This is a genomic window from Sphingomonas sp. URJC2 (genome assembly GCF_059803575.1).
In genome coordinates this window covers 248,835-269,350 of record NZ_JAPFGX010000001.1, presented here as the reverse complement: position 1 = coordinate 269,350, position 20,516 = coordinate 248,835, and the positions used below count along the sequence as shown (strand labels likewise).

17 protein-coding genes are annotated in these 20,516 nt (G+C 68.6%); 4 read left to right on the top strand and 13 right to left on the bottom strand.

Translation table 11 applies throughout. The features are described 5' to 3' along the window. Positions 1-11: 11 nt before the first annotated feature. The 3 genes from OPU66_RS01225 to OPU66_RS01215 all read right to left on the bottom strand — a co-directional run bounded on the left by OPU66_RS01225 (position 12) and on the right by OPU66_RS01215 (position 4,697). Positions 12-1,064: an alpha/beta fold hydrolase gene (locus OPU66_RS01225; RefSeq protein WP_498551793.1), complete on the bottom strand. Its 1,053-nt coding sequence runs from the start codon at positions 1,062-1,064 to the stop codon at positions 12-14. Between the two features lie 124 nt (positions 1,065-1,188). After that, positions 1,189-2,706: an anthranilate synthase component I family protein gene (locus OPU66_RS01220; protein ID WP_498551770.1), complete on the bottom strand. Its 1,518-nt coding sequence runs from the start codon at positions 2,704-2,706 to the stop codon at positions 1,189-1,191. A gap of 53 nt (positions 2,707-2,759) precedes the next feature. Continuing rightward, positions 2,760-4,697: a peptidylprolyl isomerase gene (locus OPU66_RS01215; protein WP_498551769.1), complete on the bottom strand. Its 1,938-nt coding sequence runs from the start codon at positions 4,695-4,697 to the stop codon at positions 2,760-2,762. Between the two features lie 202 nt (positions 4,698-4,899). Between OPU66_RS01215 and tpiA the strand changes: the two genes are divergently transcribed. Then, positions 4,900-5,649, top strand: a complete 750-nt coding sequence (gene tpiA / locus OPU66_RS01210; protein WP_498551768.1) for a triose-phosphate isomerase — start codon at positions 4,900-4,902, stop codon at positions 5,647-5,649. Between the two features lie 20 nt (positions 5,650-5,669). Here the strand turns inward: tpiA and OPU66_RS01205 are convergent, their stop codons facing one another. Then, positions 5,670-6,170, bottom strand: coding sequence for a vgr related protein (locus OPU66_RS01205; protein WP_498551767.1), 501 nt, complete (start codon positions 6,168-6,170; stop codon positions 5,670-5,672). A 19-nt stretch (positions 6,171-6,189) separates the two neighbouring features. Beyond that, positions 6,190-6,663, bottom strand: coding sequence for a copper chaperone PCu(A)C (locus OPU66_RS01200; protein ID WP_498551766.1), 474 nt, complete (start codon positions 6,661-6,663; stop codon positions 6,190-6,192). 193 nt (positions 6,664-6,856) lie between these two features. Here OPU66_RS01200 and dnaK point away from each other — a divergent pair, with 193 nt between their 5' ends. After that, positions 6,857-8,752: a molecular chaperone DnaK gene (gene dnaK / locus OPU66_RS01195; RefSeq protein WP_498551765.1), complete on the top strand. Its 1,896-nt coding sequence runs from the start codon at positions 6,857-6,859 to the stop codon at positions 8,750-8,752. A gap of 112 nt (positions 8,753-8,864) precedes the next feature. After that, positions 8,865-9,983 carry a molecular chaperone DnaJ gene (gene dnaJ / locus OPU66_RS01190; RefSeq protein WP_498551764.1) on the top strand — a complete coding sequence of 373 codons (1,119 nt, stop codon included), beginning with the start codon at positions 8,865-8,867 and terminating at the stop codon, positions 9,981-9,983. 184 nt (positions 9,984-10,167) lie between these two features. On the opposite strand, the gene purB is transcribed toward dnaJ, so the two are convergent. Then, the gene (gene purB / locus OPU66_RS01185; protein ID WP_498551763.1) at positions 10,168-11,484 is read right to left on the bottom strand and encodes an adenylosuccinate lyase; all 1,317 of its coding nucleotides are present in this window, start codon (positions 11,482-11,484) and stop codon (positions 10,168-10,170) included. Positions 11,485-11,677: 193 nt separating this feature from the next. On the opposite strand from purB, the gene OPU66_RS01180 reads away from it, so the two are divergent. Beyond that, entirely contained in the window at positions 11,678-12,163 is a 486-nt protein-coding gene (locus OPU66_RS01180) for an EF-hand domain-containing protein (RefSeq protein ID WP_498551762.1), read from the top strand. 69 nt (positions 12,164-12,232) lie between these two features. Here OPU66_RS01180 and metH read toward each other — a convergent pair whose 3' ends face one another. The 7 genes from metH to OPU66_RS01145 all read right to left on the bottom strand — a co-directional run bounded on the left by metH (position 12,233) and on the right by OPU66_RS01145 (position 20,498). Further along, entirely contained in the window at positions 12,233-14,863 is a 2,631-nt protein-coding gene (gene metH / locus OPU66_RS01175) for a methionine synthase (RefSeq protein WP_498551761.1), read from the bottom strand. A gap of 29 nt (positions 14,864-14,892) precedes the next feature. Next, on the bottom strand, positions 14,893-15,438 hold the full coding sequence (locus OPU66_RS01170) for a GNAT family N-acetyltransferase (protein ID WP_498551760.1): 546 nt from the start codon (positions 15,436-15,438) through the stop codon (positions 14,893-14,895). Further along, positions 15,435-16,493: a homocysteine S-methyltransferase family protein gene (locus OPU66_RS01165; protein ID WP_498551759.1), complete on the bottom strand. Its 1,059-nt coding sequence runs from the start codon at positions 16,491-16,493 to the stop codon at positions 15,435-15,437. The genes OPU66_RS01170 and OPU66_RS01165 overlap by 4 nt, the downstream gene beginning before the upstream one ends. Next, entirely contained in the window at positions 16,490-17,431 is a 942-nt protein-coding gene (metF, locus tag OPU66_RS01160) for a methylenetetrahydrofolate reductase [NAD(P)H] (RefSeq protein ID WP_498551758.1), read from the bottom strand. Before metF ends, OPU66_RS01165 begins: the two co-directional genes overlap by 4 nt. Beyond that, positions 17,428-18,366, bottom strand: a complete 939-nt coding sequence (locus OPU66_RS01155) for an ArsR/SmtB family transcription factor (protein WP_498551757.1) — start codon at positions 18,364-18,366, stop codon at positions 17,428-17,430. The genes metF and OPU66_RS01155 overlap by 4 nt, the downstream gene beginning before the upstream one ends. A gap of 168 nt (positions 18,367-18,534) precedes the next feature. Continuing rightward, positions 18,535-19,635 (bottom strand): LLM class flavin-dependent oxidoreductase, encoded by a 1,101-nt coding sequence (locus tag OPU66_RS01150; protein ID WP_498551756.1) that lies wholly within the window; start codon positions 19,633-19,635, stop codon positions 18,535-18,537. After that, a complete protein-coding gene (locus OPU66_RS01145; RefSeq protein WP_498551755.1) occupies positions 19,590-20,498 on the bottom strand; it encodes an aldo/keto reductase in 909 nt (302 codons plus the stop codon). The genes OPU66_RS01150 and OPU66_RS01145 overlap by 46 nt, the downstream gene beginning before the upstream one ends. Positions 20,499-20,516: the final 18 nt, after the last annotated feature.

Here is a 20,516-nt window from a genome sequence, read left to right as displayed (position 1 = left end):
CGGGGCCATGCTCAGCGCCCTTCGCTGCGGGCGAGCAGCGCGACCAGCTCGTCCTGCCAGAACCGCGCCCATGTGTGGGTGCCGTGGCCGCGCGTCTCGGCGCTTTGCGGGATCAGGATGAACTTGCCATCGGGCAGGCGGCGGGCCGCCGTCTCGGCAATGCCAAGGCCCGGCGGGTTGATGAAATCATCGGCCGAGTTCACCCAGGTGACGGGCATCGTCATGCGTTCAAGCCCTGCCGCCGGATTATAGGTGCGCGAGCTGTCGAGCTGCCAGATCAGGTCGTTGGCGTCACGCCCGGCTATGGTGCGCGCGAAGGCGGTGTCGAGCGCGGCCTCTGCTGCGATGCGCGTCGGGGCCTGCGCCTGCGCCTGCACCGGGTTCAGCCCGGCGACGAGCAACAGGCTGGCCGCCGTCCGCAGCCCGGCGAGCGGCCGCGTCGTGTAATCGCCGCTACGATAGGCAGGGTCGGCGCGCACGGCGTCGATCGCCAGCTTGCGCCACATCCGGTTCTGGCCGGCAATCTCGACCGGCAGGCACGCCATCGGCATCATCGCCTGCACGCGCTCGGGCCGGGTGGTGCCCCAGACAAAGCCGTGCATGCAGCCCATCGACGTGCCCATCAGCAGCCTCAGGCGCCTGACCCCCAGATGGTCGAGCAGCCGGGCCTGCGCCTCGACCATGTCGGCATAGTCATAGGCGGGAAAGCGCGCCTTCAGCCCGTCGCTGGGCTTTGACGAGGCCCCATGGCCGATATTGTCGGGCAGGATGATGAAATAGCGCGCGGTGTCGAGCGGCTGGCCCGGCCCGAACAGCGCATCGGCAAACTGGGGCTGGAAGAACTGATGCCCCGACCCGCCGGTGCCGTGCAGGATCATCACCGCATTGACGACCGCGCCCGAGGCATCGCGCTTTGGCGTACCGAACGTCGTGTAATGCAGCTTCAGCTCGGGCAGCATTTCCCCGGTGTGGAAGCGGAAGTTTTTGAGCGACAGATCCTGCTCGCGCGCGCCCGCCGGGGCGGCGGCGGCTGCCGGCTGGCTGAGGGCAAGGGCGGCAAGCATCGCCGCGCCGGGCAATGCGCCCAGCAGGCGGCGGAGGCGGAAAGCGGCGGGGCGGCGGGGCGGGCGGACTGTGCTCATGTGCCCATGTTAGGGGCGGTGGCCGCGCGAATCCACACCCGCGCCGCTATTGCCCGAACGCGGCATCCTGCGCGCGGACAAGCGCCTCGCGCGCCGCGGCGAACAGCGCCCCGGACTTCGCCTCGCATTCGCGCTGTTCGGCGGCGGGATCGCTGTCGGCGACGATGCCGGCCCCGGCCTGGACATGCATCTGCCCGTCCTTGACCACCGCGGTGCGCAGCACGATGCAGCTGTCCATCGATCCGTCGGCCGAGAAATAGCCGACGCCGCCGGCATAGGCCCCGCGCGTCTCCGGTTCCAGCTCGGCGATAATCTCGCACGCGCGGACCTTGGGCGCGCCCGACACCGTTCCGGCCGGAAAGCCCGCGAACAGCGCATCGAGTGCATCGCGCCCGTCGCCCAGCCGCCCGACCACGTTCGACACGATGTGCATGACGTGGCTGTAAAACTCGATGGTGTAGCTGTCGGTCACGCGCACGCTGCCCGGCGCGGCGACCCGGCCGACATCGTTGCGGCCAAGATCGAGCAGCATCAGATGTTCGGCCCGTTCCTTGGGATCGGCGAGCAGGCTGTCGCGATTCTCCGCATCCTCGGTCGCCGTCCGCCCGCGCGGCCTTGTGCCCGCGATCGGCCGGATCGTCACCTCGCCGCCGCGCGCGCGGACAAGGATTTCAGGGCTGCTGCCGGTAAGCGCAAAGCCCGGCAGGTCGAGGAAATAGAGGAAGGGAGACGGATTGATCCGCCGCAAGGCCCGGTAAAGGTCGAATGGCGGTAGCGGGAAGGGCGCGGTGAAACGCTGCGCGAGCACGACCTGAAAGATATCGCCGGCGCGGATATAGTCCTGCGCGCGGGCAACCATGTCCGGATACTGGCCCGGCGCGAGATGCGGCGTCACGGTCAGGTCGGTCATGGCCGGGGGCGCGGTGCGCGCCGCCGGGTCGCCCCCTGCCGCCAGCCGGGCGGCCGCGGTGTCGATCCGTTCCCACGCATCGGCAATCCGCGCCGCCGGATCGGCATTGCCGTCACCCGGCCAGAGCGGGGCGATCAGGAACAGCTCGTCGGTCAGCCGGTCGAACACCAGGATCAGCGTCGGGCGCACGAACAGCATGTCGGGCAGCGCCAGCGGATTGGCCGGGGGGCGGGGCAGGTTTTCGATCAGCCCGAACGTCTCATAGCCGAAATAGCCGACCAGACAGGCAAGCGCGGGCGGCAGTTCGGCCGGCACATCGGCCCGGCATTCGCCGACCAGCGCGCGCAGCGCCGCAATCGCCGGGCCGGCGGGCGCGAAATCGCTGCGGTCACGCAGCCAGTGGCGGTTGATCTCGGCGGTGTCGCCGACGGCGCGGAACACCAGATCGGGGGCGAGGCCGATCAGGCTGTGGCGACCGCGCGTCTGCCCGCCTTCGACCGATTCGAGCAGGAAATCGCCGCGCCCCGGCTCGATCAGCGCCAGCGCCGCGCCGACCGGCGTCTGCGTGTCGGCAATCTGCCGCCGCCAGACAAAGGCGGGGCGGCCGGCGGCCAGCGCCTGCGCCACCGCCTCGTCATCGCTTCGCATGCCCATGGCTGCGCCGGCCGGGGGACTGGCCGGGGGGCTCACTTGTCCGCTGAGGCTCATCAGGGGACCGTCGGGCCGATCAGATCGCGCTTCAGCGCCGCAACCGCCGCCTGATTGATCTCGCTGCCCAGCTCGCGGCGGGCGGCGGCGATCAACTGCTGCGCATATTCCTGGCCGAGCACCGGGCCGAACTGCGCCCGCGAGGCCTGGACCAGCGCCGGCTGGCCGCGCGCATCGCCGGGGACGATCTGGTCGACCCGGACGACATACCAGCCCGCCATGTCAGCGGCAGGGGCGAGCCGTGCGCCGCCCGCGCGCGGGCCGAACAGCGCATCGAGCCGGGGATCGACCGGTCGGCCAGCCTGAAGCAGCTCGCGCCGCTGCCCGGCAATCGCGGCCGGCGCGGGCAAAGCGGCCCCGGCGGCGCGCGCGGCGGCGGCGAGATCATCGCCCGCCTTGAGCCGGGCAAGCACCCGCTCGGCGGCGGCGCGGGCAGCGGCAAAGCCCTGATCGCGACCGAGATCGGCGATCAGCCGGTCGCGGATCGACGCCATCGGGCGCGGCGTCGGCGGCACGATCTGGCCGACCTTGAGCAGCACCGCACGGTCATTGGCGGCAATCTGTTCGACCACCGGATCATCATCCACCTCGCTGTCGAACGCGACCTTGAGCACGGCGGCCAGCTCGGCCGCGACCGGCGCGTCGGGCGCGGCATCGGCGGTGCGGCCGGTGGCGAGCAGCGGCTGGGTGGTGATGCCGGTCAGCTTGTTCGCGGCGGCAACCTCGTCGAACGTCTCGCCGTTGGACACCGCCTCTTCGATCCGCGCGATCAGATCGGCAAAGGCCTGTTCGCTCTTGGTCTTGAGGATGCCGGCGGCAAGTTCGCCGCGCACATCGGCCATCGTCTTGCCCGGCACGGTGCGGATCTGATCGACGCGCACGACATGCCAGCCAAGCGGCGAGCGCGTGGGCGCGGCGATGCGGCCCTGTGCGGTCTGGAACGCCGCCGCGGCAACGGCTTCGGCGCTCGCGGTCGCATAGGCCTGGCGGGTCTGGCCGGTCAGCCGCGCGGCTTCCAGCCCGATCGCCCGGGCGGCGGCATCGATCGTCGCCCCGCCATCGAGCTTGCGGGCGAAATCGCGCGCCGCGCTTTCGGACGGCAGGATCACCTGGCTCAGATCGCGGGTCTCGCGCGGCGCATATTCGGCCTTGGCGGCGTCATAGGCCTTGGCGATTTCCGCATCGGTGGGCGCGGGCACGGCAAGGGCGGCGCGCTCGATCACCGCATAGCGCAGCACGCGGCGTTCGGGGATGGTGTAGCGGCCGATATTCTGCCGGTAATAAGCGGTCAGCTCGGCCTCGGCCGGGGCCTTCGGCGCGAACGCCGCCGTCGGCACGAACAGCGCCTGGCCGCGCCGCTGTTCGAGCAGCATCGAGGCATAGGGCAGCGCAAGGCCGAGCGGGGCGCGCGTGCCGCCGGCTGCGGGCACGATCAGCTGGTTGGAATAAAGGTCGCGGGCAATATCGGCCCGCACCTGCTTTTCGCTTAGCCCCTCGCGGGCGAGGAACGCTTCATATTGCGACTGGTCGAACCGGCCGTCGAGGCCGCGAAACGCCTGCGCGCCCGCGATCAGCCCGTCTTCGAGCTTGCGGCTGACGCCCATGCCCGCGCCGCGCGCAAATTGTTCGATCACCAGATCGTCGATCATCCGGTTGAGCACCGCCTCCACGCCGCCCTGGGCGACGAAGGTCTGGATGGTCAGCGCCGGGTCCTGCCGCCGCGCCGCCTCATAGGCGCGCTGGACGCGCTGGCGCAGATCGGCCTGGCTGATCGACGTCCGCCCGACCCGCGCCGCATTGTCGCCGGTCGCGCTGCCCGGCACACCGACATTCTGGATATCGGCGAGGACGAAGCCGGCGGCAATCGCGGCAAGGAACAGCCCAAGCAGCACGACGCCGAACTTGGATTTGGACAGACTGCGAAGCGCGTTGAGCATCGATGTTCCGCAACAGAAATGGGCAGGACGAACGGACGCGCCGGGACATGCGCCCCGGTGCAGGGCAAGGGCTTTAGGCATTGTCGCGCAGCGGGACAAGCATCGCGCGCATCGGCGGCAGGCGGTTGAGGATGGTTGCGCGGCCTGCCCGCGATCCTCTACCGGGCAGGCCAGAGATCGAGCTGAGGGAAAGCCAGGGCAGATGACGAGCGGAACGACGGCGCGGCGCAAGCTGGTTGCGGGCAATTGGAAGATGAACGGCGATCTGGCGGCGCTGGCCGAGCTGGACGCTATTGCGGCGGCCGCGGCTGCCCATCCCGGCGTCGATGTCGCCATCTGCCCGCCCTTCACGCTGATCGCGGCGGCGGCGGCGCGCACGGCGCTGCCCATCGGCGCGCAGGACTGCCATCAGCGGGCGAGCGGCGCGCACACCGGCTGCGTGTCCGCCCCGATGCTGGTCGAGGCCGGGGCGAAGCTGGCGATTGTCGGCCATAGCGAGCGGCGCGCCGACCAGCACGAAACCGATGCCGAGGTGCAGGCCAAGGCCGAAGCAGTGATCGCCGCCGGAATGACCGCGATCCTGTGCGTCGGCGAGACCGAGGCCGAGCGCGATGCCGGGCGTGCTGAGGATGTCGTGTCGGCGCAGCTGACCGGATCGGTGCCGGCGGGCGCGCGGGCCGAGCGGCTCGTCATCGCCTATGAACCGGTCTGGGCGATTGGCACCGGCCGCACGCCGACCCCCGATGACGTCGCCGCGATGCACGCCAGCATCCGCGCGCGGCTGCGCGCGCTGCTCGGCGTCGAGGCCGAGGGCGTGCGGATTCTCTATGGCGGGTCGGTCAAGCCGTCGAATGCCGCCGAGCTGCTCGGCCTGGCCGATGTCGATGGCGCGCTGGTTGGCGGGGCGAGCCTGAAGGCGGCGGATTTCGTGCCGATCATCGCCGCCGCCTAGGGGATTTGCGCGAAAGCGCTTCAGCCCGCGCGCGTGCCGAACGGCAGCAGGGCGGCAAGGCGCAGCGCGTCTTCGCCGTCCAGGCCCGAGGGCCATGATCGCGCGGCCAGAAAGGCGTGGCGGACAATCTCCGCCTGCTGCTCGATGCCATAACGCTGGAATGGCCGGCCCGGCTCCAGCCGATAGGCGTAGCGGCAGAAGGGGTGCCGCCGCCAGGGCAGGAACAGCCCGGTCTGGTGCTGCCAGACATGCACCAGTTCATGGATGAACAGCCCCTGCGCCGCGCGCGGTGCGGCGCTGAAATCGGCGTGATAATCGGGGCTTTCGGGATGGAACCAGATCGCGCCATCGGGGGCCATCACCACCCGGCGCGGCTGTAGCGGCCACCAGCAGCGCCGGTGGACGCGCACCGGGGCATAATCCAGCGCATCGCCGAACATCGACCGGGCGAGATCGACCTCGCCACCGGTCAGCGGCCTGCCGCCGGTCTGCGCCCGGCGGACCAGCGCCGCGCGGATCATCGCCCCCGGCGCCCGCCGGTCACTTGGGCGCGGGCGCGCCCACCGCGACGGTGCGGGCTGCCACCTCGATCTGGGTGCCGTCTGAAAAGGTGAAGACGAGCGGCATGGTGCGCGGCGGCACGATGCCCGGATTGATATTCCAGAACATCGCATGGCGTCCGCCCGGCGCGAATTCGACGCTGCCGCGCGCCGGCACCGGCACGCTGGTCACCGGCTTCATCATCGTCATGCCATGGCCGTTGCCGTCACCGCTGCCATGATCGGCCATGGTTTCATGCATTTCGGTGCGGATCGCGACCGGGGAGCTGACGCCGATCAGCTGCACGGCCTTTTCACCGCCCTTGACGGTGAAATAGCCGGCCGACGGGTTGGACGCGACCGGCGAGATGCGCACCCAGGCGTCTGTCACCTGCAACTGCGCCTCTTCCTGCGCGCACCCGGCGGTCGTCAGCGCAAGGCCGGCTGCAACAAGCCCAAGCAAAGGACGCAACATCGATCGATCTCCTCTGGCAGAACCGGGGCATGGCGGCGGCTGCCGGACGTGCACCGGATGATCGTGCAGACTCTAGGGGGCAGGGCGACTTGCGGCAAGCAACAGCCTGCCTATATCCGCTTCATCAGTCCGGTCGGGGCTGGCCATCAGGGCCGCCGCGACCAGCTTTATCGCAGGGGTGCAAAGAGGTAAAATGGCTAAAGTTATCGGCATCGATCTGGGCACGACGAACAGCTGCGTCGCCGTGATGGAAGGCGGCAAACCCAAGGTCATCGAAAACGCCGAAGGCGCGCGCACGACCCCGTCGGTCGTCGCCTTCACCAAGGATGGCGAGCGGCTGATCGGCCAGCCCGCCAAGCGGCAGGCGGTGACCAATCCCGACAACACCATCTTCGCGGTCAAGCGCCTGATCGGCCGCCGCTATGACGATCCGATCACCAAGCGCGACACCGAACTGGTGCCCTATGCGATCGCGCGCGGCCCCAATGGCGATGCCTGGGTGCAGGCGGGCGGCAACGACTATTCGCCGTCGCAGATCTCGGCCTTCACGCTGCAGAAGATGAAGGAAACCGCCGAGGCCTATCTGGGCGAGACCGTGACCCAGGCGGTGATCACCGTCCCGGCCTATTTCAACGACGCCCAGCGCCAGGCGACCAAGGATGCCGGCCAGATCGCCGGTCTTGAAGTGCTGCGCATCATCAACGAGCCGACCGCGGCCGCGCTGGCCTACGGCCTTGAAAAGCAGGACGGCAAGACCATCGTCGTTTACGACCTTGGCGGCGGCACGTTCGACATTTCGGTGCTCGAAATCGGCGACGGCGTATTCGAGGTGAAGGCGACCAATGGCGACACCTTCCTCGGCGGTGAGGATTTCGACTCCAAGATCGTCGAATATCTGGCCGACGAGTTCAAAAAGGCCGAGGGCATCGACCTGCGCGCCGACCGCCTCGCGCTCCAGCGCCTGAAGGAAGCGGCCGAACGCGCCAAGATCGAGCTGTCGTCGGCGCAGACGACCGAGATCAACTTGCCGTTCATCACCGCCGACGCCACCGGGCCGAAGCATCTGGTGAAGACCGTGACCCGCGCCGATCTGGAGCGGATGGTCGACGAACTCATCCAGCGCACGCTGGAGCCGTGCCGCAAGGCGCTGGCCGATGCGGGCGTGAAGGCTGCCGACATCTCCGAAGTGGTGCTGGTCGGCGGCATGACCCGCATGCCCAAGGTCCGTCAGGTCGTGAAGGACTTTTTCGGCAAGGAACCGCATACCGGCGTCAACCCCGATGAAGTGGTGGCGATGGGTGCGGCGATCCAGGCCGGCGTGCTGCAGGGCGACGTCAAGGACGTGCTGCTGCTCGACGTGACGCCGCTGTCGCTGGGCATCGAGACGCTGGGTGGCGTGTTCACCCGGATGATCGACCGCAACACGACGATCCCGACCAAGAAGAGCCAGGTCTATTCGACTGCCGATGACAATCAGCAGGCGGTGACGATCCGCGTGTTCCAGGGCGAACGCGAAATGGCGGCGGACAACAAGCTGCTCGGCCAGTTCGATCTGGTCGGCATCCCGCCGGCTCCGCGCGGCGTGCCGCAGATCGAGGTGACGTTCGACATCGATGCCAATGGCATCGTCAACGTGTCGGCCAAGGACAAGGGCACCGGCAAGGAACAGCAGATCCGCATCCAGGCATCGGGCGGCCTGTCCGACTCCGATATCGAGCAGATGGTCAAGGATGCCGAGCGCTTCGCCGAAGAGGACAAGAAGCGCCGTGCCGCCGCCGAGGCCAAGAACAATGCCGAAAGCCTGATCCACACCACCGAGCGCCAGCTGGCCGAGCATGGCGACAAGGTCGATGCCGGGCTGAAGGGCGAGATCGAAGCCGCGATCACCGAAGCCAAGGCAGCGGTTGAAAGCGGTGACGGCGACCGGATGACCGAAAAGGCGCAGGCGCTCGCCCAGGTGGCGATGAAGCTTGGCCAGGCAATCTACGAAAAGGAACAGGCCGCCCCCGCCGGCGAGGCGGCTGAGACCAAGGCCGATGACGATGTCGTCGATGCCGAGTTCTCCGAAGTGGACGAGAACAAGGGCTGAGTCCCGTGAAATGCGTGCCCATGCCGGCCGGCAGGGTCAGGGGCGGGACGCCTGATGCGTCCCGTGCCGCCCCGCCCGCCGGCATCGGGCGTCGCCAGCCTCTGGGGTCAGCATGAGCACCGAAATCGACTATTACGAGCTGCTGGGCGTCGAGCGCACCGCCGACGATGCGACGATCAAGTCCGCCTATCGCAAGCTCGCGATGAAATATCACCCGGACAAGAATGGCGGCTGCCGCGACGCCGAGGCGCAATTCAAGGCGGTCAGCGAAGCCTATGACTGTCTGAAGGATCCGCAGAAGCGCGCCGCCTATGACCGGTTCGGCAAGGCCGCGTTCCAGAATGGCGGCGGGGGTGGCGGCTTCCATCCCGGCCAGGGCTTTGACGGCTTTGCCGATATCTTCGAGAGCATTTTCGGGGGCGGCCAGCAGCGCGGCGGCCGTCAGCCGCGGCGCGGCGCCGATCTGCGCTACGATCTCGAGATCACGCTGGAAGAAGCCTATCACGGCACCACGACCGACGTGACGCTCGACGTCTCGGCGGCCTGCGGCACCTGCGCCGGCACCGGCGCGAAGGCGGGGGCGGGCGTGCGCGCCTGCAACACCTGTGGCGGGATGGGCAAGGTCCGCTCGCAACAGGGGTTCTTCGTGGTCGAGCGGACCTGCCCGACCTGTCACGGCATGGGCGAGGTGATCGCCGACCCGTGCGAAACCTGTCATGGCGAAGGCCGGGTGGACAAGCAGAAGACGCTGTCGGTCAACATCCCGCCCGGCGTCGATGACGGCACCCGCATAAGGCTGAGCGGCGAGGGCGAATGCGGCGCGCGCGGCGCACCGTGCGGTGACCTCTACATCTTCCTGCACGTGCGCCGCCACGCGATCTTCGAACGCGATGGCACGACCCTGTTCGCGCGCGCGCCGATCAGCTTCACGACGGCGGCGCTGGGCGGCACGATCGTCGTCCCCGGTCTCGACAAGCAGCGCCACGAGATCCGCATCCCGGCGGGCATCCAGTCGGGCAAGCAGATCCGTCAGCGCGGCGCAGGGATGCCGGTGCTCAACGGGCGCGGGCAGGGTGATCTGGTCATCCAGGTCGAGGTCGAGACGCCGACCAAGCTCAACGCCAAGCAACGCGAGCTGCTCGAACAATTCCGCGCCACCGAAACCGGCGAGGAATGCCCGCAGAGCCACGGCTTTTTCGACAAGCTCAAGGCGATGTGGTCGGGGGAATGATAAGCGCCTGCTGACCCGGCACCGGTCCGCACCCCCACCCGGCGTCCCATATGATACTGCCGTTGGGAGGCCGGGTGGGGGTGCGGGCCGGTGCCGCCCCCGCGCCGAGAGGCGCGCAACAAACACACCAGCGAGCGTCGCTCATAAAAAACAGCCGCCGGGCGCACTGGCGGCTGTTTTTGCGTCACGCCGCGCCGAAGACGCGCGCGAAGATCGTGTCGACGTGCTTCAGATGATAATCCAGGTCGAACCGCGCGGCGATTTCGTCGGGCGACAGCCGGGCGGTGACGTCCGGATCGGCCTTGAGCAGCTCTTCGAGCGACAGTGCGCCATCCGATTCCCACACCTTCATCGCGTTGCGCTGGACAAGGCGATAGGCATCCTCGCGCGACGCCCCGGCCTGGGTGAGCGCCAGTAGTACGCGCTGCGAATGGATAAGGCCGCCCATGCGGTTCATGTTGCGCGCCATCCGCTCGGGATAGACGAGCAGCTTGTCGATCACCCCGGTCAGCCGGGCGAGCGCGAAGTCGAGCGTCACCGTCGCGTCGGGACCGATCATCCGCTCGACCGACGAATGGCTGATGTCGCGTTCATGCCACAGCGCGACATTTTCGAGCGCGGGGGTGACATAGCCGCGCACCATGCGGGCAAGGCCGGTCAGATTTTCGGTCAGCACCGGATTGCGCTTGTGCGGCATCGCCGACGAGCCTTTCTGGCCCGGCGAGAAATATTCCTCCGCCTCCAGCACCTCGGTGCGCTGCAGATGGCGCACCTCGGTCGCCAGCCGCTCGACCGACGAGGCGATGACGCCCAGCGTGGCAAAGAACATCGCATGGCGGTCGCGCGGGATCACCTGGGTCGATACCGGCTCGATCGTCAGCCCCATCTTGTCGGCGACATGCGCTTCGACGCGGGGATCGATATTGGCGAAGGTGCCGACCGCGCCCGAAATCGCGCAGGTGGCGACATCGTCGCGCGCCGCGACCAGCCGGGCGCGGTTGCGCGCAAACTCGGCATAGGCCTGGGCAAGCTTCAGCCCGAATGTCACCGGCTCGGCATGGATGCCGTGGCTGCGCCCGATGGTCGGGGTCAGCTTATGCTCGAAGGCGCGGCGCTTGAGCACCGCCAGCAGCGCATCGAGATCGGCGATCAGCAGATCGGCCGCGCGCTTGAGCTGCACGGCAAGGCAGGTGTCGAGCACGTCCGAACTGGTCATGCCCTGATGCAGGAAGCGCGCCTCCTCGCCGGTGCGTTCGGCGACATGGGTGAGGAAGGCGATCACGTCATGCTTGGTCTCCGCCTCGATGGCGTCGATGCGCGCAATGTCGAACGGCGGCTGGGCGGCATGGGCGGCCCACACCTTCTCCGCCGCCGCGCGCGGCACGATGCCCAGCTCGGCCATCGCATCAAGGGCATGGGCCTCGATTTCGAACCAGATCTGGAAACGGGTTTCGGGCGCCCAGATGGCGACCATTTCGGGCCGGGAATAGCGGGGGATCATGGCATGTCTCTGGTTGCTGGTTGCGGGCAGCGTCGAACGGTTCGTCGCGCGGGTCGCACGGACTCACGACGAGCCGCGCGATAGCAGGGACGGGCAGGGGCGGCAAATGCCCCGGGGGCGGAACGGCTGGAACCGGGGCGGCGTTCACGTCTGCGGTTGATCAGCCAAACCTTATGCTATCCAGGAGTTTATCATGTTGAAAAGCCTTATGCTTGCGAGCGCGGCCCTGATCGCGGCTCCGGCCGCGGCGCAGGGTGCAACCACCGCCGGAGCACCCCAGGCGACCAGCCCGGCAACGCCGGCGCCGACGGACCAGACGACCCAGACCACCCCAGCCGTGCCGCCCGCATCGACGGGAATGCCGACCGGAACGGACGGTACGAGCCAGGGCGCGGCTGACCAGAGCATGTCGGCGCAGACCGATCCGCAGCCCGGCACCGCCGCCGATCCGGTCGCGGCGACGGTCGCCGCCGAATGGGCGACCTATGACGCCGACCGCAGCGGCAGCCTGTCCAAGGCCGAGTTCACCAAATGGATGGTCGCGCTGCGTGCCAAGGCACCCGAACAGCAGCCGGTGGCGGACGTCAGCGCCTGGGCCAATGCGGCATTCGCGCAGGCCGATGCCGACCGCAGCAAGAGCGTGAGCCAGGACGAGCTTCAGCGCTTTCTGCGCGGCTGACCTGCTTCTGGTCGTCGTGACCGGCCGCCGCGTCGTCCCCCCGCGCGGCGGCCGGTTTGCCGGCCGGGTTCAGTCGAGATTGGGCCGCAGCCAGCGCTGCGCCTGATCGAGGCTGACCCCGCGCCGCGGCGCATAATCGGCCAGCTGGTCCTGCCCGATCCGCGCGACGCCGAAATAGGCCGACTGCGGATGGCCGAAGTAGAAGCCCGACACCGCCGCCGTCGGCAGCATCGCAAAGCTCTCGGTCAGCGTCGCGCCGGCCGGCGTGCCGCCCAGCATGTCGAACAGGATCGGCTTCAGGCTGTGATCGGGGCAGGCCGGATAGCCGGGGGCCGGGCGGATGCCGCGATATTGTTCGCGGATCAGCGCCTCGTTGGTCAGCTGCTCGTCGGGCGCATAGCCCCACAAGGTCGTGCGGACATGGCTGTGCAGCGCCTCGGCAAAGGCCTCGGCCAGCCGGTCGGCCAGCGCCTTGAGCAGAATGTCCTGATAATCGTCATGCGCCGCCTTGAACCGCGCGATATGCGGATCGATGCCGTGAATGGCGACGGTGAAGCCGCCCAGCCAGTCATCGGCGGTGTCGATGAAATCGGCGAGGCACATATTGGGCTTGGCCGTGTTCTTGGCCATTTGCTGGCGCAGGAAAGGCAGCACGACCGCGCGTTCGGGCGGGGCCGCACCTGCCCCCGGCCGGTGGCCGTCGGGATAGACGAGCACGTCGTCGCCATGCCGCGCGCACGGCCACAGCGCCGCGACGCCGCGCGCGGTCAGCCATTTTTCGGCGATGATGGTGTCGAGCATCTTCTGCGCATCGGCAAACAGGCTGCGTGCGCTGTCCCCGACAATCTCGTCGTCAAGGATCGCCGGGAAATTGCCGGCCAGTTCCCAGGCGCGGAAAAACGGCGTCCAGTCGATGAACCCGCGCAGATGCTCGAGCGACCAGTCGTCGAACACATGCACGCCCGGCTGGCGCGGCGCGGGCGGCTTGAGCGCGGGATCGATGGTCATGCCGCGCGCGCGCGCTTCGGCGATCGGCAGCAGCTCATTCTGGCCCTTGCCCTCGCGCGCGGCGCGCACGGCGGCATAATCCTCGGCGGTGCGGCCGATGAACGGCTCCGCCTGGGTGTCGCTGACCAGTGCCGAGGCGACGCCGACCGCGCGGCTGGCGTCGAGCACATGGATGACCGGCCCCTGATAGGCGGGATCGATGCGCAGCGCGGTATGGACCTTGGACGTGGTCGCCCCGCCGATCAGCAGCGGCATCTTCATGCCGGCGCGCTGCATTTCCTCGGCCACCGTCACCATTTCGTCGAGCGACGGGGTAATCAGCCCGGACAGGCCGATCATGTCGGCATCATTCTCGTTCGCGGCTTCAAGGATGCGGGTCCAGGGCACCATCACGCCCAGATCGATCACCTCGAACCCGTTGCACTGGAGCACGACGCCGACGATGTTCTTGCCGATGTCATGGACATCGCCCTTGACGGTGGCGAGCACGATCCGGCCCTTGCCCTTGGCATTCGCGTCCTTTTCCGCCTCGATATAGGGCAGCAGATGGGCGACCGCCTTTTTCATCACCCGGGCCGATTTGACGACCTGGGGCAGGAACATCTTGCCCGCGCCGAACAGGTCGCCGACGACGTTCATCCCGTCCATCAGCGGGCCTTCGATCACCTCGATGGGGCGGGCAAAGGCCTGGCGCGCCTCTTCGGTGTCGTCGACGACATGGGCGTCGATGCCCTTGACCAGCGCATGTTCGAGCCGCCGGGCGACCGGCCAGCTGCGCCATTCCTCGGCCTGTTTTTCGGCCACGGCGTCGCCGCCGCGATATTTCTCGGCAAGCGCGATCAGCCTTTCGGTGGCATCGTCGCGCCGGTCCCAGATCACATCCTCGCACGCGTCGCGCAGTTCGGGGTCGATGGCGTCGTAAACGTCGAGCTGCCCGGCATTGACGATGCCCATGTCCATCCCCGCCTGAATGGCGTGGTAGAGGAACACGCTGTGCATCGCGCGGCGCACCGGCTCGTTGCCGCGAAAGCTGAACGACAGGTTGGAGACACCGCCCGAGATATGGACGTGCGGGCAGCGGGCCTTGATCTCGCGCGTCGCCTCGATGAAGTCGATGGCGTAGCGGCGATGCTCGTCAATCCCGGTCGCGACCGCGAAGATATTGGGATCGAAGATGATGTCTTCGGGGGGAAAGCCGATCCCGGTCAGCAGCTTATAGGCACGCTCGCAGATCTCGACCTTGCGCGCGCAGGTGTCGGCCTGACCGACCTCGTCGAACGCCATCACGACGACGGCGGCACCATAGGCCATGATCCGCCGTGCCTGATCGAGGAACGGCGCTTCGCCTTCCTTCATCGAGATCGAGTTGACGATCGGCTTGCCCGACACGCATTTCAGCCCGGCCTCGATCACCGACCATTTCGAGCTGTCGATCATCACCGGCACACGGGCAATGTCCGGCTCGGCGGCGATCAGCTTCAGAAAGGTGGTCATCGCCAGTTCGGCGTCGAGCAGCCCTTCATCCATGTTGACGTCGATGATCTGCGCGCCGTTTTCGACCTGCTGGCGCGCGACCTCGACCGCGCGCGGATAGTCGCCGGCCATGATCAGTTTCTTGAACGCCGCCGATCCGGTGACGTTGGTGCGCTCGCCGATATTGACGAAGATGGCGGAGGGTCCGGTGGCAGACATGGGGGCTTGGTGTGTCCAGCTTTTGGCGGTTAGCGGTTGGTGTCGAGCGGGCGGGCGAGCACGACATCGTCGCAGATCGTGCCGCCGGCATCGAACTGGCGGGTGGCGATCTGCGTGAAGCCGTGCCGGGTGTAGAAAGCGCGGGCGCGGGCATTGCCGGTGTAAACGCCGAGCAGCAACCGCGCGCCCGGCGCGGCCCCGGCGGTGGCAGCGTCGATCGCCGCGTTCATCAGCGCCGGGCCAAGGCCGGTGCCGTGAAAGCGGCTGAGCGTGTAGATGCGGCGCAGCTCGATATCGCCCGGCACCGCGCCGGGAATGTCGGGCGGCATCAGCAGCGCATAGCCGACCGGGGCGTCGCCCGGCTCGGCCAGCCCCAGCCAGGCACGGCCGCCGCTGCCGAGCATCGCGGCGAAGGCATCCGTGCTGTTCGCCCGCGCGCTGTGCGCGACGATCGCCGCCCCGGGCAGCACGCCGGCAAAGCCGTCCAGAAACGCCGCGCTGCCGATCAGCGCGAGCATGGCGGCATCGTCGGCCCCGGCACTGCGGATGCGCCAGCGCGGCGCCTGACCGGTCATGCCGGGACCAGGAACGGGTCCAGCCCGGCCAGCATCGTCTGCCGCCGCGGCGCGGGGACGGCGCGGGGGGCATGGCCGGCGACCGCGCGCGCCATCTGCGCGATATGGTCGGGCGTGGTGCCGCAACAGCCGCCGACGATGTTGATCAGCCCTTCCTTCGCCCAGTCGCCGATGAAGCCGGCCGTGGTTTCGGGGGCCTCGTCATATTGCCCCAGATCATTGGGCAGGCCGGCATTGGGATAGACCATCATCAGCGTGTCGGCGACCGGATTGAGCGCGGCGACATGCGGGCGCAGCTGCGGCGCGCCGAACGAACAGTTCAGCCCGATGGTGAGCGGCCGGGCATGGCGCACCGACGCCCAGAAGCTTTCGACCGAATGGCCCGACAGATTGCGCCCGGACATGTCGGTGACGGTGAAGCTGATCATCAGCGGCACCTCGATGCCCCGCGCCATGCCGGCTTCGAGCACCGCCATGATCCCGGCCTTGGCATTGAGGGTGTCGAAGATCGTTTCAATGAGGATGAAATCCACCCCGCCGTCGAGCAGCGCATCGGTCTGCTCGCGATACACCTGCTTCAGCTCGTCAAAGCCGATGGCGCGATAGCCCGGATCATTGACGTCGGGCGACAGCGACAGCGTCTTGTTGGTTGGCCCCAGCGCCCCGGCGACGAAGCGCGGCCGCCCGTCCGCCGCCTCGGCCGTGCGGGCGGCGTCGCGCGCGATCTGCGCCGAGGCAAGGTTGATGTCGCGCACCAGATGCTCGGCACCATAATCGGCCTGGCTGATCGTGTTGGCGTTGAAGGTGTTGGTCGACACGATGTCGGACCCGGCGGCCAGATAGGCCTCGGTGATTTCCGCCACCACATGCGGGCAGGTGAGCGCCAGCAGGTCGTTATTGCCCTTCTGGTCATGGCCGAGCGTCAGCCCGCCGCGATAATCGGCCTCGGTCAGCCGATAGGACTGGATCATCGTGCCGAACGCGCCGTCGGTCAGCAGAATGCGGGTCCGCGCTTCCTCGCGCAGCCGCCGTGCGGCCTCGGATGCCGTGATCATGCCGCCTTCTCCGCCGCCTGCGTGCCGCCGCGCACCCCCAGCATATGACAGATCGCATAAGCCAGTTCGGCGCGGTTGAGGGTGTAGAAATGGAAATCGCGCACGCCGCCGGCATAAAGCCGCCGGCACAGCTCTGCCGCGATGGTGGCGGCCACCAGCTGGCGCGCGGCCGGCAGATCGTCCAGCCCCTCGAACAGTCGGTCCATCCAGCCGGGTATGGTCGCCCCGCACTGGGCGGCGAAGCGGCGCGTCTGGGCGACGTTCGACACCGGCAGGATGCCGGGCACGATCTCCGCCGTCACGCCGCGCGCCGCCGCCCTGTCGCGGAAGCGGAAGAAACAGTCGGGCGAGAAGAAGAACTGGCTAATCGCGCGCGTGCCGCCGGCGTCGATCTTGCGCTTGAGATTGTCGATATCATCGTCAAGGCTGCGCGCCTCGGGATGCGCCTCGGGATAGGCGGCGACCGAAATCTCGAACGGGTGCAGCCGCTTCAGCCCCGCGACCAGCTCGGCCGCGCTCGCATAGCCGCCGGGATGGGGGGCAAAGCCCTGGCCCGCGACCGGCGGGTCGCCGCGCAGCGCGACGATGTGGCGCACGCCCGCCGCCCAATATTCCTGGGCGATGGCGTCAATCTCCTCGCGCGTCGCCTCGACACAGGTCAGGTGCGCAGCGGCGGCGAGCGAGGTTTCGCGGACGATGCGCGCAACCGTGGCATGGGTGCGCTCGCGGGTCGAGCCGCCGGCACCATAGGTCACCGACACGAACCGCGGGCCGAGCGGGGCGAGCGTCTGCACCGCGTCCCACAGCTGGGCGTCCATCTTCTCGGTCTTGGGCGGGAAAAACTCGAACGACACGCCGATATCGCCCGAAAGATCGGCGAACAACGGCGCATCAAGGGCGCGGCGCGCCTCTTCGAGCTGGGCGAGGGAGGGGGTCATGCGGCGATCTCCTGGATCATTCCGGGGCGGTGCCCCAGCCAGAGTTTGACGGTCAGTTCTCCGCCGTCGAGCGTGTCGGTGCGGCCGAGCGCAAGGCCCGCCGCCGCCAGCCAGCCGGCGATCTGGTCATCGGAAAAGCCGAGCCGGGCATGGGCGTCGCGCGCCCGCAGCTCTTCACGGTCGTGCGGCGCGAAATCGACGATCAGCATCCGCCCGCCTGGGGCGAGCAGCCGCGCGGCCTCGGCCAGGGCGCTGGCCGGCTGGCTCATGAAATGCAGCACCTGATGCAGGATGACGGTGTCGGCCACCCCTTCGCCCAGCGGCAGCGCGGTCAGATCGCCTTGGCGCAGCTCGGCGGTCGGTACCGTTTCCGCCAGCTTGGCGCGGGCGAGGCGGAGCATTTCCGGGCTGCGGTCGATCCCCACCGCTTTGGCCGCACGTGCGCCGAACAGCTCGAGCATCCGGCCGGTGCCGGTGCCGAGATCGACCAGCCGGCCGATCGGCGCATCGCCCAGCATCGCCGCCATCGCCGCCTCGACGGTTTCCTCGGGCGCGTAGAGCGAGCGGATCGCGTCCCATTCCTCAGCGCGGGCAGCGAAATAACGCGACGCCGCCTCCGCCCGGTCGGCGCGAACGGCGGCGAGGCGCTGGGCATCCTCATCCGCCCATTCGCCGGTCGCGCGGTCGATGGCCGCGAGCAGGGGGGCGACATGAATGTCCTCGGCAAGGGCAAGGAACACCCAGCTGCCCTCGCGCCGCCGCACGGTCAGCCCGGCATCGGCAAGGATGCGGACATGGCGCGACACGCGCGGCTGGCTCTGCCCCAGCACCTGCGCGAGTTCGCCGACCGACAGCTCCATCGCCCGCAGCAGCGCAAAGATGCGCAGCCGCGTCGGGTCGCCGAGCGCGCGGAAGATTTCGATGAGCCGGTCCACGCTTCAGGACATAAAGATATCTTTATGTCCGCACAAGGCTGTTATCGCCCGATCTTGCCGCCAAGGTGCTTAACAAGCGGTTGCGCAGGCGCGGTGCGCGCGCCGAAATGCGAAGCGGCCCGGACGCACTGGGCGTCCGGGCCGCTCACGAAACAGCGTGGGGTCAGCTCAGCCGAGCGGCGCGTGATCGATGCGTGGCAGCACATGCCGGGCAAACAGATCGGCCTCGGCGGCGTGCGGATAGCCCGACAGGATGAACGCCTCGATGCCGAGCGCGCGATAGCGTTCAAGCTTGGCGAGCACCTGATCGGGATCGCCCACAATCGCCGCGCCGCAGCCCGAGCGGGCACGGCCGATGCCGGTCCACAGCTGCGGTTCGGCAAAGCCCTCATCATCGGCGCCTTCGCGCAGCATCGCCTGCGCGGTCACGCCGACCGAGGCCGAATCGAGCGATTTCTGCCGGATCGCCGCGCCCGTTTCGGCATCGAGGCGCGACAGCAGCCGCCGGGCATAGGCGCGTGCCTCGTCCTCGCTTTCACGCACGATGACATGGGCGCGATAGCCAAAGCGCAGCGTGCGGCCATAGGCGGCGGCCCGCGCCGTCATGTCGGCGATGATCGCCTGCACATTGGCCTCGGTATCCGGCCACATCAGATAGACATCGGCCGCCCGGGCCGCCGCATCGCGCGCATCGGGCGACAGGCCGCCGAAATAGAGCGGCGGGCATTTGCCCGACACGGTGCCGATGCGCGGCGGATCGATGGCGATCTTGTAGAACTCGCCCTGATGGTCGAGCGGCTGGCCGTTGAGCAGCGTCTTCAGGATCTGCATCACCTCGACACAGCGCTGATAGCGCGGCGCCGACGGCAGCGTTTCCCCCGGCAGGTCCGACGAGATGATGTTGACGGTCAGCCGCCCGCCCAGAATGCGGTCGATGGTGGCGATCTGCCGGGCGAGCTGGGGCGGCCAGCTTTCGCCGACGCGCACCGCCATCAGCAGCCTGATGCGCTTGACCAGTGTCGCGATCGCCGCGGCAAAGGCCGTGGTGTCGATGCCGAGCGTATAGCCCGATGGCAGCAGGATATTGTCGAAGCCGCCGCTTTCGGCCTGCAGAACGATGTCGCGGCAATGTTCCCAGCTCGACGCGAGCTTGGGATCGGGAACCCCCAGAAACTCGTAATCATCGTCACAAAGCGCTGAGAACCAGCTGATTTCGCAGGGTTTCACGGCAGTCTCTCTCCCATCGATGCTTCGAGCACGGCATACCATTCGGCCCGCGTCCAGCGCGGCTTGAGCGCGTCCGGGATCTCCGCGATCCGCTCGACCCGCTGGGTGCCGACAATCGGGATCGGCCGCGCCGGATGGGCCATGATCCAGCTGAGCGCCGCCGCGCCGCGCCCGACGCCGTGCGCCGCCGCCTTGGCATCCAGCAGATCGGCCACCGCCTGTTCGCGGGCATTGCCGGGCGTCGCGATGCGGCCGCCGCCAAGCGGCGACCAGGCCAGCGGCGTCAGCCCCATCGTCATCGCCTGATCGAACAGTCCGGTGCGCAGCGGATCGAGCGCGAGCGCCGAGAATTCGGGCTGGGTCGCGGCAATCGGCACCGGCAGGAAATGCTGGAGCGCCTGTGTCTGGGCCGGGGTGAAGTTGGACACGCCGACCGCCATGATCTTGCCGGCGGCATGGGCGGCCTCGAGCGCGCGGGCCACTTCCTGCGGATGGGTGAGGATGTCGGGGCGGTGGATCTGCCACAGTTCGACCCGCTCGACGCCCAGACGCTTCAGCGACGCGTCGATCGCAGCGCCGATATAGGCGGCGCTCGAATCATAAGGCGTGCCGATCACGATGCCGCCCTTGGTGGCGAGCACCATCCGGTCGCGCAGGCCCGGCGACGCCGCGAACACGCGGCCCAGCAGGGCTTCCGCCGCGCCGAACGGCTCGCCATTGTCGGGGCCGTAGATATCGGCGGTGTCGAACAGCGTGACGCCGGCGGCGAGGGCTGCTTCGACCCTGGCCTGCGCGGCGGCGACATCGTCGCCGGCAAAGCGCCACATCCCCCACGCAAGCGGGGAAACCATGATCCCGCTCTTGCCGAGCGGGCGCGGATCGGGTGAGAAGGGAAGGTATGTCATCGTTGTCATATGACACGA

What these genes read in the sequence shown, in the direction of transcription:
- OPU66_RS01215 (WP_498551769.1), bottom strand. Translation starts at nt 4,697, where the DNA reads ATGCTCAACGCGCTTCGCAGTCTGTCCAAATCCAAGTTCGGCGTCGTG.
- OPU66_RS01180 (WP_498551762.1), top strand. Translation starts at nt 11,678, where the DNA reads ATGTTGAAAAGCCTTATGCTTGCGAGCGCGGCCCTGATCGCGGCTCCG.
- metF (WP_498551758.1), bottom strand. Translation starts at nt 17,431, where the DNA reads ATGACCCCCTCCCTCGCCCAGCTCGAAGAGGCGCGCCGCGCCCTTGAT.
- OPU66_RS01150 (WP_498551756.1), bottom strand. Translation starts at nt 19,635, where the DNA reads ATGGTATGCCGTGCTCGAAGCATCGATGGGAGAGAGACTGCCGTGAAA.
- OPU66_RS01145 (WP_498551755.1), bottom strand. Translation starts at nt 20,498, where the DNA reads ATGACATACCTTCCCTTCTCACCCGATCCGCGCCCGCTCGGCAAGAGC.
- OPU66_RS01205 (WP_498551767.1), bottom strand. Translation starts at nt 6,170, where the DNA reads ATGATCCGCGCGGCGCTGGTCCGCCGGGCGCAGACCGGCGGCAGGCCG.
- metH (WP_498551761.1), bottom strand. Translation starts at nt 14,863, where the DNA reads ATGTCTGCCACCGGACCCTCCGCCATCTTCGTCAATATCGGCGAGCGC.
- OPU66_RS01220 (WP_498551770.1), bottom strand. Translation starts at nt 2,706, where the DNA reads ATGGGCATGCGAAGCGATGACGAGGCGGTGGCGCAGGCGCTGGCCGCC.
- dnaK (WP_498551765.1), top strand. Translation starts at nt 6,857, where the DNA reads ATGGCTAAAGTTATCGGCATCGATCTGGGCACGACGAACAGCTGCGTC.
- purB (WP_498551763.1), bottom strand. Translation starts at nt 11,484, where the DNA reads ATGATCCCCCGCTATTCCCGGCCCGAAATGGTCGCCATCTGGGCGCCC.
- dnaJ (WP_498551764.1), top strand. Translation starts at nt 8,865, where the DNA reads ATGAGCACCGAAATCGACTATTACGAGCTGCTGGGCGTCGAGCGCACC.
- OPU66_RS01200 (WP_498551766.1), bottom strand. Translation starts at nt 6,663, where the DNA reads ATGTTGCGTCCTTTGCTTGGGCTTGTTGCAGCCGGCCTTGCGCTGACG.
- OPU66_RS01225 (WP_498551793.1), bottom strand. Translation starts at nt 1,064, where the DNA reads ATGCTTGCCGCCCTTGCCCTCAGCCAGCCGGCAGCCGCCGCCGCCCCG.
- OPU66_RS01170 (WP_498551760.1), bottom strand. Translation starts at nt 15,438, where the DNA reads ATGACCGGTCAGGCGCCGCGCTGGCGCATCCGCAGTGCCGGGGCCGAC.
- OPU66_RS01165 (WP_498551759.1), bottom strand. Translation starts at nt 16,493, where the DNA reads ATGATCACGGCATCCGAGGCCGCACGGCGGCTGCGCGAGGAAGCGCGG.
- tpiA (WP_498551768.1), top strand. Translation starts at nt 4,900, where the DNA reads ATGACGAGCGGAACGACGGCGCGGCGCAAGCTGGTTGCGGGCAATTGG.